A 14,503-nucleotide genomic window follows, 5' to 3' on the forward strand; every position below is an offset into this window, starting at 1 on the left:
ATGTTACTACTGGAAGATGATTTTGTAAAAGCATTTGGTCTTTCTGAGCCCGAAATCAAACTTGAACTTGCTATTTTGCTTTTTCAAAAAAGAAAGGTTAGTTCAAGAAAGGCCGCAGGCCTGGCGGGTATGCCTTTTCTAAAATTTTGGCAGGAATTATCAAATCGCGGAATTGATTTAATCACTGATGAAACTTATGTTAACAAATCAGGTGAGTTAATCTTATAAACCGATGGTTGTAGTCAGTGATACTTCTCCTGTTGTTTGCCTCATTCATTTAAAGCAAACAAATTTATTGGAAAAATTATTCGCACAAGTCCTAATCCCACATTCAGTTTACAAAGAATTGTTGCAATCTGATATTATTGATAATTATTTTCTTCACCAAAATCCTTTCTTCAAAATTAAAAATCCCGTAAATACAGCTATAGTTAAAAAGTTAGGAAAACAATTAGACATTGGAGAATCTGAAGCAATTGCTTTATCAATAGAAGAAAAGCCTGAATTTCTTTTGATTGATGAATCTTTAGGAAGAGAAATAGCCTTGCAATACAATCTTTCAATAAAAGGCACTTTAGGCATACTGTTATTGGGAAAACAAAGAAAATACTTATCAGAAATCAAACCCTTGATTTTTATTTTACAGAACGAAATAAATTTTAGAATTAAACCTTCACTTTTACAACTGGTATTACAACAAGCAAATGAACAATAACATCACTTACAACGAATCCGTACCTTCTAAAAAGAAAAAAATTATTGTGTTAGGCAGTGGCCCAAATCGTATCGGCCAGGGAATTGAATTTGATTATTGCTGTGTGCATGGCTTGATGGCCATCAAAGAATGCGGCATGGAAGCCATCATGATTAATTGCAATCCCGAAACGGTATCCACCGATTTTGACATTGCCGACAAACTTTATTTTGAGCCTGTTTTTTGGGAACACATCTGGGAAATAATTGAATTGGAGAAACCCTATGGCGTTATTGTGCAGCTTGGTGGCCAAACAGCCTTAAAGCTTGCCAAAAAACTGCATGAAAAAGGTATACGAATTATCGGCACTTCTTATGATAATATGGATATCGCTGAAGATCGAGGCCGGTTTAGCGATATGCTGAAAGAGTTAGGAATTCCTTATCCCAGGTATGGAACGGCCCACGATGCAGATGAAGCGATTGAAATTGCTCATCATGTCGGCTATCCTGTGCTCGTTCGCCCGAGTTATGTTTTGGGAGGGCAAAGGATGCGTATTGTTTTAAATGATGAAGAATTAGAAAATGGAGTATTGAGTTTATTGAAACATCTGCCAGGGAATAAAATTTTGATTGACCAGTTCCTCGACCGTTGCCAGGAAGCGGAGATTGATGCGATATTCGATGGAAATACTTTTCATGTGATGGGCGTGATGGAGCATATCGAACCTGCCGGAATTCATAGCGGCGACAGCAACGCTGTTTTACCACAGTTTAATTTGTCGCCATTGATTGTTCAAACTATGGAAGAATATGCAGAAAAAATTGCCCGTGCGTTACAAATCAAAGGTCTGATAAATATACAATTCGCTATAAAGAATGGCGAAGTATACGTGATTGAAGCTAATCCCAGGGCCTCACGTACAACGCCTTTTATTGCAAAAGCTTACCAGATTCCTTACCTGAATGTTGCTACCAAGGTGATGCTGGGCGAAGCAAAACTGAAAGATTTCACTTTCGAAAAAAAGCTTAAAGGTTTTGCTATAAAGGAACCTGTATTTTCATTCAATAAATTTCCGGGAGTCAACAAAGAATTAGGTCCGGAAATGAAGAGCACCGGCGAAGCTATTCGTTTTATTAAAGATTTGCGTGATCCTTATTTCAGGCAGTTGTATCGCGAAAGAAGCATGCATTTGAGCAAATAATTCAGTAAATTTGGTTTATGCAAACAGTATTCCCAGATATTATTCTACCACTGCATGGATTGAATTATGATGGCTTAAGCGACGATGAATTTTTTGAGTTTTGTTTAAATAATACTCAATCCCGAATTGAAAGAGATAACAATCGTCAAATAATTCTTATGCCACCAGCCGGAGCCTTAACAGCAAGCTTTAATATCAGGCTTGCTGCACAGTTAGAATTGTGGAATCAAAAAGAAAAGTCAGGAATTACTTTTGATTCGTCCGCGGGATTTACGTTACCTGATGATTCTGTTTTCTCTCCTGACGCTTCATGGATGCACAAAGAAAAATGGGAAAGAGTTTCTGCCGAAGACAAAAAAAAATTTGCCCATGTTTGTCCGGATTTTGTAATTGAGTTGAAAAGCCCATCAGACAATCTAAAATATCTTAAAAATAAAATGAATAAATGGATTGAAAACGGATGCTCTCTTGCATGGCTTATCAATCCGGAAGACAAAATAGCTTTTATTTATAGAAAAGATGGAACAGTTGATAAAATAACCGGCTTTGAAAATATCGTTTCCGGCGAAGATATTTTGCCAGGATTTGAGCTGAACCTTTCAATCTTAAATAGGTGATTTTTTAAAAATCATTTTTAGAGTAAGCCAACAAATATTTCGAATTCTTATTTTATCTCATAAAAAAACTGCCCACGAAAATGGGCAGCTTTTGATTAAACTAACGCATGAGAAATTCTTACCAATTACTAAAACGTAATCCAATATTATAAGGAGTAAAATTCAAATCATTTTTGAAAATTGATTTGGGGCTGTAGGAACCATATAGATGGACGGGCCCAAGTCCAAGTTCGCCTACATAAGAGAATTTCCATTTATCTAAATCATAATCTCCCCGATTTTTTTCTTTGCCACGCTCGCTGCTTTTTTGCTTATTACGGCTGCTGTATAAATAACCCATGCTCACACCGGCGCTTATGCTGAGCCCTTTGTTGTTGTAATTTGGATTGGTTCTGAAATTCAACATCAATGGGACGGTTATATAATCCGCTGCCAGCTTATTTTTGGAAAAATCAATTGAATCACGGAATACAAAAGCGTGAGGGATATTCTGAGCCGGATGATAAGGATTCATTCCTCCTTCGTTAAAACTGATATTGTTTTTAAAGCGGTAATTATTTAATTCAAGTCCGAGACCATATTTCAGATTTACCACATGTTTAATCAGGTTCATCCTTTGCATAAAGAACCATAAGTTGATATTTACTGATTTTCCGGTTCTTAACTTAAAATCATTGGCGCCTAATTCAGGTGTACCCACAAGGTCATTACTGGCGATTGCGTTTGCATAATTGGTTTTATCTGTCCAGTTTGCGAAGCCGATGTCAAATACAAACGATGAAGTACTGATATTTGAATGGTCAGGGCGCTTATGGTTTCCAACGGTGACGGTTACACGATTTTTCTCATCAGGATTTCCTTTTTTTAGAATAATCATGCCGCCGATACGAACCGTATCATTCTTATCATTCTGTTGCGTTGAATCTGTTTGCGCAAAACTGCTCAGCGCTGTGCATACTATTGTTAGTATTAAAATTGACTTTTTCATTTTTAACTTATATGTGTGATTAATTTTTTTAAAACTTGTTAGCAACAACAGGCTCGTCATTGCCTTCCAGCAGGCGCGTGATTGGATTCGTTCTTTCAACGATTCGTTTCACCTTTTTAAGAAAACCGCCCACTTTGGATTTTTTAAATTCCTCCGCAGGAATATCATAAAAAACATAATTATTATTGGAAGAGGTTTCATTATAAGCCACAGTTTGTGCATAATTATGCTTCACTTCGGGTTCTGTTTTTTCAACCGGAGATTTGGCTTGCATAGCAATTGCTTTTTCAAAACCATCCTTTCCCTGATCATTTTTTTCATCTGATGCTTTAAGGGCTATCACTTCCACCGGTTCCTTCTTTAATTCCTGTATATTTTTTGTCAAAGAAGGAGTAGTGATATTCACTGTATTTTTCGCAATTTCATTTTTTGCAGGCTTATCTTTCGGATTCGCATGCATAACTATCCTTTGTAAATGAGACTCGTTTGTTGCTTTATCGGCGACCTTTTCATTTACAGATGTAGCAGCTACCTGATGAGTTATAGGTTCAGCATCTTTCGGCAATATAACTTCTGTTGCAGGTTTGGGGTTGTTTGTTTTATTAATTCCGGCCACTACAGGGTGGTCGCTTGCCGAACTATTAAAATAAGGAGCTGCTATCCAAATGCCAAATCCAATCAAAGCGGCTGCTGCGGCATATCTCCACCACCCCATCGTAACCACCTTTCCGAATTTTTCTTTCCGATATAATTCTTGTTTTGCCGGATAAACGATAGAAGTATCAGGCGATAATTTTGCTTTGCTAATTAATTCAAATTCACTTTTTAATTCCGGATGCTGTGCTAAAAAACTTTCAGTTTCCAGTTTTTCTTTTTCTGAAAGTTCCTTATCGTGATAATCAATAAAGGCTTCTTCGTAATTATTTTTACTGATAAAGGAATTTTCATTTTTAAATAAAAAAGATTTATCCGCAAGCCTTATCTCATCGTCAGGAATATTTATGGTGAGTTTGAGCATGCAAAATTCTTCCCTGAACTCCGGGTTTTCTTTTACGAAAATCTCGACCATTTTTCTTTCTGCGTTGGACAATTCATTGTCGGCGTACAATAAAAAATATTCTTCGTAATTATTTTTGTTGATATTCATTTCAAATTACATTTTCAGGTTTTACCAAATAATTTTTCAGTTGTATCCTTGCTCTGTGCAAGTACACTTTAACCTGGCTGATGCTTAGTGAGGTTATTTCTGCAATTTCGTCGTAGGAATATCCCTCATAGTCCTTTAACAAAACAAGGCTTCTTTGTGTTTCGCTCAACCGGTATAAAGCCTCATTCAGTAATTTTTTTATTTCGCTTTGTGGCTCTCTTGTTGTTTGCAAAGAAGAGGAAAAGTCTTCCTCCAGCTTTACTCTTTTATTTTTTCTTATAAGGTCAATCATTTGGTGGTACGCCACGGTGAATAAATACGATTTACTTCGGTCATTATCCACTTTTTCCCTGTTAATCCACAATTTCTCAAACGACGCCTGCACCACATCGCGTGCATCTTCTTCATGCTTCAGGTTTTTCAAAATAAACCGGTAAACATTATCCGCATAAAGGTTTACACAATCATTAAATTCTTTCTCGGTCATAAATCAGGCAATTTTTAAATTTCACCAGCCGTTGTTTTCTATTATACGCGCAAATAAAAATAAAGTTACATTTCTTTAAAAGTTTTTTGACCAAACGGATTCTAAAGCTTTCATTGTAGGTTTGTATTCTCAAAAAACACCGGGTATGAATACAAATTTTTCTGAGAGGTTAAAAGCCGAGTTAGAAGAAATAAAAAAGAGCGGGCTTTTTAAAAATGAAAGAATTATCACCAGCGCGCAAGGCGCCGAAATAGAAGTAGGCGGCAAAATGGTATTGAATTTTTGTTCCAATAATTATCTTGGACTGGCGGCTCATCCAAAAGTAATTGAAGCTTCCAAAGCCACCTCAGACAAGCATGGCTATGGTTTAAGTAGTGTGCGTTTTATTTGCGGAACGCAGGACATTCATAAAGAGCTTGAGAAAAAAATATCTGAATTTTTGGGAACAGAAGACACGATTTTATACGCCGCTTGTTTCGATGCGAACGGCGGCGTTTTTGAGCCCTTGTTTGGTGAAGAAGATGCAATTATTTCGGATGCGTTGAATCATGCAAGCATTATTGACGGCGTTCGCTTGTGCAAGTCAAAACGCTTTCGTTTTGAGCATAATGACATGGCCGATTTAGAAAGCAAGCTTAAAGAAGCTGAGGAAGCAAGAAGCAGGATAATCGTTACAGACGGCACTTTCAGCATGGACGGAACGATTGCGCAGTTGGATAAAATTTGTGATTTAGCTGATAAATATGACGCGATTGTTTTGGTTGATGATTCACATTCTACCGGGTTTATTGGCAAAACCGGAAGAGGCACACCTGAATATCGTGGTGTAAAAGGAAGGGTTGATATTATTACCTCAACTTTGGGAAAGGCCCTCGGAGGCGCTAATGGCGGATTCACTTCCGGCAAAAAGGAAACGATAGAAATGCTTCGCCAGCGCAGCCGGCCTTATTTGTTTAGTAATACATTGGCGCCAAATATTGTAGGCGCTTCCATCGCAGTTTTTGATTTATTAAATGAAACCACTGATTTGCGCGATAAATTAGAAGGCAACACAAAATATTTCAGGAAAAAAATGACCGAAGCCGGATTTGATATCAAACCCGGCGAACATCCGATTGTACCGATTATGCTCTACGATGCAGTGCTGTCGCAAAATTTTGCAGCAAAACTGCTGAATGAAGGGATTTATGTAATTGGATTTTTCTTTCCGGTAGTTCCTAAAGGTCAGGCGAGAATTCGCGTTCAATTAAGCGCTGCACATGAGCAAAAGCACCTGGATAAAGCGATTGAAGCCTTTACAAAAGTGGGCAGGGAATTGGGCGTGCTGAAGTAGAATGATTAAATTTGGGTACAGACTAAAATAAAAGCATAGAGATTTAAGTCGTTAAGAATTTAAAGTATTAAAAAATGTTTTATGGATACTACATTATTAAATCGAATCACCACCAATCCGTCAATATTAACAGGCAAGCCAGTTATTAGAGGTATGCGGATTTCTGTAGAACAAATTTTAAAAATGTTGTCCCGGGGGATTTCGCACCGGGACATACTAAATGAATATCCATTGTTGGAAGAGGATGACATCAGAGCTTGTTTACTGTTTGCCGCATCCAAAATTTCAAATGAAGAAATCCCGGCATGAACGCAAACTCCACGTTCAAATTCATTATAGACGTAGGAGTTGGACGCAGTGTTGAAGAGTGGCTTAAATCGCAAGAATTTACTGTTGTTGCTATTGGTTCCATAAACCCTGAAATGAAGGATTCGGATATTATTCAACTCGCTAATATGAAAGATGCGATTATTATAACCATGGATAAAGATTTTGGCGAATTGGTTTTTAGAGAAAAAAATACACATAAAGGGATTCTCTTGTTAAGATGAGAAGACGCAAAGAGTGAAGAAAAATTAGCGGCTATTCAAAACATAATTCCCGAATATTTAAATAAATTAAAAAACAACTTTTCTGTTTATCAAAATGGGAAATTAAGAACGCGATAGCATGACAGAAAACGAAGCCATTTTCAAAGCAAAAGCCACCATTAAATCCGCGGATATTGAGCACCGGCAAAAAATAAATTTCAATATTGGCAAATACAACAAAGCAGTACCCAACGGCGAATTACAGTTTGCAGATCTCAATCTTGCAAAGGAAAGGGCAAAAAATATTAAATGGCGCGCTCTTGAAACGCTGGACCAGCAATTGGAAGAGTTTGAAATGCAATTTTCCAAACGCGGTGGCAAAGTGATTTGGGCGCAAAATTCACAGGAAGCCTTAGACGAAATTCTTGCTATTTGTAAAGAAAAAAATTGCAAGACGATTGTGAAGAGCAAAAGCATGGTCACCGAAGAGATTCATCTAAATGCTTTTTTGGAAAAGAACGGAATCGAAAGTGTGGAAACGGATTTGGGCGAATACATTCAGCAGTTGGATGGAGAACCTCCTTATCATATTCTTACACCCGCCCTTCACAAAAGCAAAGAAGATGTGGCCAGGATTTTCGAAGAAAAACTCGGGGCACCTTCCAAACTTTCTATTGCCGAAATGACACAGGTAGCTCGTAAAAATTTGAGAGAAAAATTTGTACAGGCAGAAATAGGAATTACAGGTGCTAATTTTATCATTGCGGATATCGGAGGCATTGCGCTCACCGAAAATGAAGGAAATGCGAGGTTAAGTTCATCTTTCCCACAAACTCATATCGTAATTGCAGGAATTGAAAAAATGATTCCTTCCATTACGGATTTGTCTTTGCTTTGGCCACTGCTGTCTACCTACGGTTCAGGCCAGAAAGTATCGGTTTACAATAGCATTATTTGTGGCCCGAAACAAACTGGCGAGATGGATGGACCGGAGGAAATGTATGTGATTTTTTTAGATAATAACCGCACTAATATTTTGGCCGATATTATGCAAAGAGAAAGCCTTTATTGCATCAGGTGTGGCGCTTGTTTAAATGCCTGCCCAGTTTATAAAAATATCGGCGGCCACGCTTATGGAACTACTTATACCGGACCTATTGGAAGTGTCATCACTCCTCATTTGCAGGGCATGGAAGAGTATAAGCATTTAAGTTTTGCATCTTCTATTTGCGGCGCATGCACCGAAGCTTGCCCTGTTAAAATTAATATTCACGGTTTATTATTAGATAACCGCAGACAAAGTGTAGAATCGGGCCTCACTTCCTTCTCTGAAAAGATGGCCTGGAAAATCTGGAAAACCATTTCTTTGAAAAGAAGCCTGATGAATAAGGGCGGCCATTCTATGAAATCAAAATTGGTGAACTCTTTATTTAAAGATTGGGAAAAACACCACGCTCCCTTAAAATTCAGTGACAAGACTTTTAACCAACTGTGGAAAGAACAAAGAGAATTCAAATAATGTGGCTGTTTGCCTTTCGTTGTTTATTTTGCCAATGAGCAAAATAAAAAACAGCTTATTTATTCTTTTACTGCAAGAATTGCTAACTCATTATCTTAAATTTCCTGATAAAGGAAGCTTGTGGTCGATGAAATGGGTAATTTTGCAAAAATCAGGCATTCTGATTGCGCTGGTTTTGTAAATACAAAAATTTTTCAACCTATGGCACAACGAACCAAACAAGAAGTCCTGGATTATTTATCGCGCGCAGAAGTGGCCGCAGTAGGCACTTCAAATATGGGTACTCCTCGACAAAGAATGATGCATTTTGGTGCGGATGATGATTTCAATATTTATGTCAGCAGCATGAAAGGCGACCCTAAGGTGATTCAATGGAGCAATATTCCCGAGACAGCTTTGTTGATTCACCAGGGAAAAACTTTTTTGGAAATGGAAGAATGCGAAATCATCGGCCGGGCAGAAATCATCAGGGATAAACAAGATCGCGAAAAGGCCCTCAGGCTCATGACAGTGCGTTCGCCTATCGTAGCTAATTTTGCAAAAATTAATGCCACCGACCGTTTGGAATTTATCCGTATAAAACCGTTCGTGGTTAAATACCGCTTTGTTCCTGAAATTTTACAGGGAGAAAAACCAACGATATTTGAGTTTCCTGAAAACAGGGAATCTTTTAGTACATGGGACGATCTTAAAGCCAAGGCGCGGGCATGGAAAGAGGCGGTAAGGCCTTTATCTCTAACTGCTTCATTAATCCCTCTTTTGCTTGGCGGCGCCATTGCCTTTTACACCATTCACACATTTAATATCATTTTGTTTTTGCTAACGCTTATTGGTGGCGTTATGATTCAGGCGGGCACTAACATGATAAACGATTGGAAGGATGCAGAAAGAGATAATGAAAATGTAGAAGGCATCCGCCCGTTCACGGGTGGTTCGCGAATGATTCAACTTGGCCTTGTATCCCGCTCTGATATGGGATTTTTTGGATTCGTTTTGTGTATTGTATCTTTTTTAATCGGGGCCTACCTGGTGGCTGTTACCGGATGGGGGTTGGTTCCACTGATATTCTACGGGTTGTTTGCAGGCTTATTTTATACGGGTGAAAAAGGTAAATTTTCGTTTATCAACTTAGCGCCGGGTATTGCCGAATTTCTGATTGCAACCACTTTTGGCGTAATGATGACAATGGGCGCTTTTTATGTACAAACGGGTTTTTATTCTTTGCAGGCTTTCTTGATTTCATTGCCGGTGGCCATTTTCATTTCAAATGTGTTGTTAATTAACCAGTTTCAGGATGCAGCTTCAGATATGAAATCCGATAAGAACACGCTCGTAGTGCGCCTGGGAAAAAGGAAAGCAAAAAATATTTTAATCGGCTGCTTCATTGTGGCCTACGCCATTATCGCCATATTGCCGCTGCTGGGTTATGCGCCGTATACTTTTTATGTAGCTTTTCTTTCTGTTCCTTTTGCTGTACAGGCCATTCGTTACGCGCAGAGAAATTATGATAAAAATTCTGCAGACCTGGTTCCCAGCAATGCACATACGGCTATTACTCATTTATTTACCGGCCTGCTACTGGTATTCGCTTTTCTGTTAACCGGCCTGGGGTTTGTTTTTCCATCTCTTTATATGGTTGCTTCGCTGTTACTGGTTTTTTGGGTTTGGCATTATATAGAGCGCCAAAGAAAAACGATGACGAATTTTAGGATGGCGATAGGAAAAAAATAGTCGCGATTCAAACAAAATTCCAGTAAACGGACAAACGGTTAAGATTTTTATTTCACCATCAAATATTTTTTTGAAATACTTGCGTTACTGCATTCGCTCAAAGTCAATAATGGCCATTTATGTATTTATTTTTATTCTGAATGGAACAATAAATAACTTTAGTCAATGCTTACATTCCTCTTGTGGATATTGCTCTTAATTTTGTGCTGGCCGCTGGCCCTTTTAGCGTTGATATTATTCCCGGTTATGTGGTTGCTTCTGTTGCCGTTCAGGCTCATTGGAATTGCTGTTGACGGCGTCTTGAGTTTGCTAAAAGCTATCATTTTTTTGCCGGCCCGGGTGATTAAAAGAATTTAATAAGCATAATTATTCAATGACTTTTTCTGTCAATGCTCTTTTATAAATCCATGAAGTGCAAGCCAGTCGCCAAATCTGTCTATCCAGGTATCAGTAGCTATTCCCTGCTTTTTCATTCCAAATCCATGGCCTCCTTTTTCATAAATATGTATTTCTGCCGGCTTTTTTGCTTCAAGCCATTTTGAATACAAGGCTACACTGTGAGAAGTCAGATTGAGTCCATCATCAGTGGCTGCCGCAATAAATAACGGAGGTGCATCATCTGCCACTGTTCCCTGCATTGAGGGAGGCATAAACGCATAAACCGGAGCCACAAAGTCAGGACGATTCTCAGGAGTAAAATTAAAAGCTGCAGAAGCGGCCACCGTTCCTCCTGCTGAAAATCCCATGATGCCAATTTTTTGCGAATCGATTTTATATTCCGAAGCATGCTTCCGAACATATTCAATAGCGGCCTTTCCATCTGCGACACTTAGCGAGATGATCGGAGAAATCTTTTTACCAAAATCCGCCTTTTTCATATTTTCACCCAGTTCCTGCCCGGGATTATCTGTCATGCTTTGTCCAAGCCTGTATTTTAAAACAAAAGCAGTAATTCCTTTTTCATTAAGCCAACGGGCTACATCTACGCCTTCATGATTAATTGCTAAAATATAAAAGCCGCCACCTGGGCAAACAATTACTGCAGTGCCTGTAGCCTTTGCCGGATCAGCGGGGTAAACCGTAAGCGTAGGATGTGACACGTTATAAACCAATGCCTCTTGAGTACCGGGCTTATATACCTGCTCATTATACGTCCACCTTTCAGAGCCAGGCGCCGCTCCGTTATACAATTGAATTACTTTTTGTTGCGCCAATATGCCGGTGGCTGAAAAAAGAAAAAAAGCTATTACAGTAATTTTTTTCATAAATATTTTAATTGAAAATAAGAGATTTTAATATGCACGCTTCATCATTTTATGATGATCATTTCTCAAAATTAATCTTATAAACGTTTTATTTTAATGTTTCTAAAATAGACTTTATCACTATGATCAGTCAGCAAAATATGCCCGCTTTTTAACTCGCCATAGTTGTCATAATCTTTAAATTTTGTCAGCGATTTTCTTTTAAGAAAATCAGGGCTGCCTCTTTCGTAGCTCAATACCTTCACTCCGTTTAGCCAATGCTCAACATGAGTTCCTTTAGCAACAATCCTGATGTGATTCCATTGGCCGGCAGGACGAAGATGAACGTTTTCAGGTTTATACAATAAATAGCATGAAGCCGTTGCCGCTATATCATGCTTATGGTTTTTTACCTCGGGATGATTGTAATCATCTATAATCTGGTATTCAGGTCCGTTAATGGTTTCATCACCGGTTTTGGAATTTTTTAATTCACCCACAAAATATTTTACACCGCTGTTGGAACCGTAGGTCAGATTAAAATCAAGCTGAAGCTCGAAGTCGCTGAACTTTTCACGGGTGATAATATCGCCCGCTCCTTTTTTGTTTAAGAATAACGCTCCATCTTGTATCAGCCACCCATCCGAAGGAAAAGTATCGCTATTTTTTGACCGCCATTTATCCGTATTTTTTCCATCAAATAAAATCTCCCAACCATTTTTATTTTCTTTTTGAGCCACAGCGAAATCGGAACCTGCCTTTAATAAATCTATAACCTTATTTTCATCGGGGCTTCCGGTAATGATGGAAAAGTTTCTGTTGTTATTTTCTAATGAACTCAATTCAATGGCTCCCGAAGACACCAGTGACGGATCGGCATTGTACAAAATCAATTTTTTGTTGGCGCACAGGCCGAGCGCAGTTTTTAAGCCTCCTACCCTCATAATTCCCGGAATTTCCAATGACAGCATTTGCTGGTCTGATAAGGGATTAATGTGGTTACCATCAAGAATGAATTTGTTTACCTCATTGGTTACTGTCGCTAATAATAAAGCAGTGAGTCCGGAGTTGCCGGTGGAGTATACATTGATGTTTTGAGAAAGCGCTTTGGAATTTTTTATAAAATGAAGGATAGTGATCAAATCCTGGATTTGTTCCTGCCTGTCGGTGAGGTTATAAACAGTAAAGTATTTTTCATTTTCATCTCTATGTGTTTTTGTTCCCGGTTGTAAAATATGCTCTCCCTGTTTAAACAGGTCCGGCGCCAATACGCTACAATCCATAGCCAAAAGCTTTTGTATGAAATTTTTGGGGATAGAACTGTTTTTTTCAACCCAATAATTTTTCCCTTCATCTGTAGTTACAATCACGGTTGATTTTGATTTGGACAATGGGCTGTAAAGAATGCAGGGAATCCAGTTATTTTTATCTTTTATTGAAATTAAAAAACGGGTGGCAATAAAATTTTTTCCTTTTGTGCTTCCCACAATTTTAAACTCTGTGGCTTCGGGTTCGGTAAAGCCTGTTAAATGGCGGAAAGCCGTTCCGTATATTGAGTGAAATGCGGTAAGGCTCTTACGATCTTTTGGCCAATAATCTTCCAACTGCTTTGAAAAAATATCTTTCAGCAATGCTTTTAAACCATCCTCATATAGGTTGTTGGGCACATCATGATATGCTGAAGAGGGTAAATCTTTAAATGTTTTTGTTCTGTCAGGATCCAGATAATTCATAAACGCAAGCAAGTTTTTTGGATCGTCTGCTGTAAAAGGTTTTTCTCTAAAATGATTTGCGTTGCTGTCGCGTAAAATCCATTTCCCAAAAAACTCATAAACTGCCTCACGGCTGGCTTTATTATAATTATGCCGGTAATCAAAATGCGCATTCGATAATTTGTCTTCTGCACCATACAATTTATAAATGGACTTTACCATAGGCAGGATGGTATTCCTTGTGTTGTATGTCCAGTCGTAAGTATCTGAAACCATGAGAAATGGCTTAGGCGCAGCCATTGCGCCGATTTCTACGTTAAATGTATGGATTCTCAACCCGGGGGCTCCTTCGCATAGGTCGCCGCCCTGCATATTATTGCTTACCATATTTACCGGTGCAGTAGCTTTGAACCGGCTATCCACGGCGGTTAACAAAAAAGTCTGGGTGCCGCCTCCTGAAGCACCCGTAATGCCGATCCGGCTTGTGTCTACACCAGGAAGACCAAGCAAAAAATCTAATGCCCGGATGCTATTTCTCAATTGTAGTCCCAATAAATTGATGCCATATAAACGAGAGATGCTGTCATTAGCAAAAAGGTGAGATACCTGCTTTGTTTCATCATAACCCACCATATCATAACTGAAAACGATATAACCCTGGCGTGCAAAATTGATGCAGCGGCCAGGGATGGAGTTGATACTATCGTTGTTAAAACGGCCAAACTCAAAATGGCCGTGTGGCGTTAAAATAGCAGGAAATGGTCCCTTTCCTTTTGGCTTATAGATATCCCCAACCAAAAAATAACCGGGATAGGTTTCAATAGATACGGTTTCTACTGAATACTTCTCATGTTCGATTTTATGATAGTAGCGCGGATGTAAAGGGTTGGATGGAGGCATTGGCCACAGACCGGCGGAAACCAGGACTTGCTTTCTCAAAAAATTTTTTCTTTTTTCCCAATCGGTTTTGTTCTTATAAAAGGGCATATCATCGTATACCGTATTGATACCACGGCTTGTCAATAATCTTTCATCCCGGAAAGTAACAATCCGGTTTTCTAAATCATGTTCATCGTAAACCTGTGATAACTCGGTATAGTTAGCTGGCGGAAGCGATGTTACCAATTTTTGGGGAAAGCTAAAATCAAAAGTATTTTGAGCATCCGCTTTTTGAAATGTACCAATGACCACAAAAGCAAGCAGATAAATTACAGCATATTTTTTCATTAGAAACAATTTGTATACTACCTTTTCAATCATCATCCGGGTTCTCCGGATAGTAATTTATTATTAAGAA

General features: G+C 38.6%; 15 protein-coding genes. 9 read left to right on the forward strand and 6 right to left on the reverse strand.

Annotated elements, in window-relative coordinates:
* The 4 genes from EFY79_RS04500 (at position 1) to EFY79_RS04515 (ending at position 2,515) form a co-directional block, all read left to right on the forward strand.
* A complete protein-coding gene (locus EFY79_RS04500; protein ID WP_123119489.1) occupies positions 1-228 on the forward strand; it encodes a UPF0175 family protein in 228 nt (75 codons plus the stop codon).
* A 67-nt stretch (positions 229-295) separates the two neighbouring features.
* Positions 296-715 carry a DUF3368 domain-containing protein gene (locus EFY79_RS04505; RefSeq protein WP_158605148.1) on the forward strand — a complete coding sequence of 140 codons (420 nt, stop codon included), beginning with the start codon at positions 296-298 and terminating at the stop codon, positions 713-715.
* Entirely contained in the window at positions 705-1,898 is a 1,194-nt protein-coding gene (locus EFY79_RS04510; protein WP_123119491.1) for a carbamoyl phosphate synthase preATP-grasp domain-containing protein, read from the forward strand. The genes EFY79_RS04505 and EFY79_RS04510 overlap by 11 nt, the downstream gene beginning before the upstream one ends.
* Before the next feature lie 17 nt (positions 1,899-1,915).
* Positions 1,916-2,515: a Uma2 family endonuclease gene (locus EFY79_RS04515; protein WP_199727435.1), complete on the forward strand. Its 600-nt coding sequence runs from the start codon at positions 1,916-1,918 to the stop codon at positions 2,513-2,515.
* Positions 2,516-2,633: 118 nt separating this feature from the next.
* Here the strand turns inward: EFY79_RS04515 and EFY79_RS04520 are convergent, their stop codons facing one another.
* Genes EFY79_RS04520 through EFY79_RS04530 form a run of 3 tightly spaced genes read right to left on the reverse strand, consistent with a single transcriptional unit; the run spans position 2,634 to position 5,137 of the window.
* Complete coding sequence (locus EFY79_RS04520; RefSeq protein ID WP_158605149.1) at positions 2,634-3,503, reverse strand: outer membrane beta-barrel protein; 870 nt, start codon at positions 3,501-3,503, stop codon at positions 2,634-2,636.
* Between the two features lie 28 nt (positions 3,504-3,531).
* A complete protein-coding gene (locus EFY79_RS04525) occupies positions 3,532-4,650 on the reverse strand; it encodes an anti-sigma factor family protein (protein ID WP_123119493.1) in 1,119 nt (372 codons plus the stop codon).
* Position 4,651: 1 nt separating this feature from the next.
* Positions 4,652-5,137, reverse strand: coding sequence for an RNA polymerase sigma factor (locus tag EFY79_RS04530; RefSeq protein WP_123119494.1), 486 nt, complete (start codon positions 5,135-5,137; stop codon positions 4,652-4,654).
* A 145-nt stretch (positions 5,138-5,282) separates the two neighbouring features.
* On the opposite strand from EFY79_RS04530, the gene kbl reads away from it, so the two are divergent.
* The 5 genes from kbl (at position 5,283) to menA (ending at position 10,250) form a co-directional block, all read left to right on the forward strand.
* A complete protein-coding gene (gene kbl / locus EFY79_RS04535; RefSeq protein WP_123119495.1) occupies positions 5,283-6,470 on the forward strand; it encodes a glycine C-acetyltransferase in 1,188 nt (395 codons plus the stop codon).
* An 81-nt stretch (positions 6,471-6,551) separates the two neighbouring features.
* Positions 6,552-6,779: a DUF433 domain-containing protein gene (locus EFY79_RS04540; RefSeq protein ID WP_123119496.1), complete on the forward strand. Its 228-nt coding sequence runs from the start codon at positions 6,552-6,554 to the stop codon at positions 6,777-6,779.
* The gene (locus tag EFY79_RS04545) at positions 6,776-7,021 is read left to right on the forward strand and encodes a DUF5615 family PIN-like protein (protein ID WP_123119497.1); all 246 of its coding nucleotides are present in this window, start codon (positions 6,776-6,778) and stop codon (positions 7,019-7,021) included. Before EFY79_RS04540 ends, EFY79_RS04545 begins: the two co-directional genes overlap by 4 nt.
* Before the next feature lie 118 nt (positions 7,022-7,139).
* Positions 7,140-8,519, forward strand: coding sequence for a LutB/LldF family L-lactate oxidation iron-sulfur protein (locus tag EFY79_RS04550; protein WP_123119498.1), 1,380 nt, complete (start codon positions 7,140-7,142; stop codon positions 8,517-8,519).
* A 201-nt stretch (positions 8,520-8,720) separates the two neighbouring features.
* Positions 8,721-10,250 carry a 1,4-dihydroxy-2-naphthoate octaprenyltransferase gene (gene menA, locus EFY79_RS04555; RefSeq protein ID WP_158605150.1) on the forward strand — a complete coding sequence of 510 codons (1,530 nt, stop codon included), beginning with the start codon at positions 8,721-8,723 and terminating at the stop codon, positions 10,248-10,250.
* Positions 10,251-10,408: 158 nt separating this feature from the next.
* On the opposite strand, the gene EFY79_RS21375 is transcribed toward menA, so the two are convergent.
* The 3 genes from EFY79_RS21375 to EFY79_RS04570 all read right to left on the reverse strand — a co-directional run bounded on the left by EFY79_RS21375 (position 10,409) and on the right by EFY79_RS04570 (position 14,433).
* Positions 10,409-10,573, reverse strand: coding sequence for a hypothetical protein (locus EFY79_RS21375; protein WP_158605151.1), 165 nt, complete (start codon positions 10,571-10,573; stop codon positions 10,409-10,411).
* Between the two features lie 63 nt (positions 10,574-10,636).
* Positions 10,637-11,515 carry an alpha/beta hydrolase gene (locus EFY79_RS04565; protein ID WP_123119501.1) on the reverse strand — a complete coding sequence of 293 codons (879 nt, stop codon included), beginning with the start codon at positions 11,513-11,515 and terminating at the stop codon, positions 10,637-10,639.
* Between the two features lie 77 nt (positions 11,516-11,592).
* Positions 11,593-14,433, reverse strand: coding sequence for a family 16 glycoside hydrolase (locus EFY79_RS04570; RefSeq protein ID WP_158605152.1), 2,841 nt, complete (start codon positions 14,431-14,433; stop codon positions 11,593-11,595).
* Positions 14,434-14,503 lie beyond the last annotated feature (70 nt).

Origin of the sequence: Hanamia caeni, assembly GCF_003721595.1 — a bacterium.
GTDB lineage: Bacteria > Bacteroidota > Bacteroidia > Chitinophagales > Chitinophagaceae > Ginsengibacter > Ginsengibacter caeni.

Excerpts from the sequence above, each read along its gene's own strand:
- EFY79_RS04500 (WP_123119489.1), top strand. The coding sequence starts at position 1 with ATGTTACTACTGGAAGATGATTTTGTAAAAGCATTTGGTCTTTCTGAG.
- EFY79_RS04510 (WP_123119491.1), top strand. The coding sequence starts at position 705 with ATGAACAATAACATCACTTACAACGAATCCGTACCTTCTAAAAAGAAA.
- EFY79_RS04515 (WP_199727435.1), top strand. The coding sequence starts at position 1,916 with ATGCAAACAGTATTCCCAGATATTATTCTACCACTGCATGGATTGAAT.
- EFY79_RS04520 (WP_158605149.1), bottom strand. The coding sequence starts at position 3,503 with ATGAAAAAGTCAATTTTAATACTAACAATAGTATGCACAGCGCTGAGC.
- EFY79_RS04525 (WP_123119493.1), bottom strand. The coding sequence starts at position 4,650 with ATGAATATCAACAAAAATAATTACGAAGAATATTTTTTATTGTACGCC.
- EFY79_RS04530 (WP_123119494.1), bottom strand. The coding sequence starts at position 5,137 with ATGACCGAGAAAGAATTTAATGATTGTGTAAACCTTTATGCGGATAAT.
- kbl (WP_123119495.1), top strand. The coding sequence starts at position 5,283 with ATGAATACAAATTTTTCTGAGAGGTTAAAAGCCGAGTTAGAAGAAATA.
- EFY79_RS04540 (WP_123119496.1), top strand. The coding sequence starts at position 6,552 with ATGGATACTACATTATTAAATCGAATCACCACCAATCCGTCAATATTA.
- EFY79_RS04545 (WP_123119497.1), top strand. The coding sequence starts at position 6,776 with ATGAACGCAAACTCCACGTTCAAATTCATTATAGACGTAGGAGTTGGA.
- EFY79_RS04550 (WP_123119498.1), top strand. The coding sequence starts at position 7,140 with ATGACAGAAAACGAAGCCATTTTCAAAGCAAAAGCCACCATTAAATCC.
- menA (WP_158605150.1), top strand. The coding sequence starts at position 8,721 with ATGGCACAACGAACCAAACAAGAAGTCCTGGATTATTTATCGCGCGCA.
- EFY79_RS21375 (WP_158605151.1), bottom strand. The coding sequence starts at position 10,573 with ATGATAGCTTTTAGCAAACTCAAGACGCCGTCAACAGCAATTCCAATG.
- EFY79_RS04565 (WP_123119501.1), bottom strand. The coding sequence starts at position 11,515 with ATGAAAAAAATTACTGTAATAGCTTTTTTTCTTTTTTCAGCCACCGGC.
- EFY79_RS04570 (WP_158605152.1), bottom strand. The coding sequence starts at position 14,433 with ATGAAAAAATATGCTGTAATTTATCTGCTTGCTTTTGTGGTCATTGGT.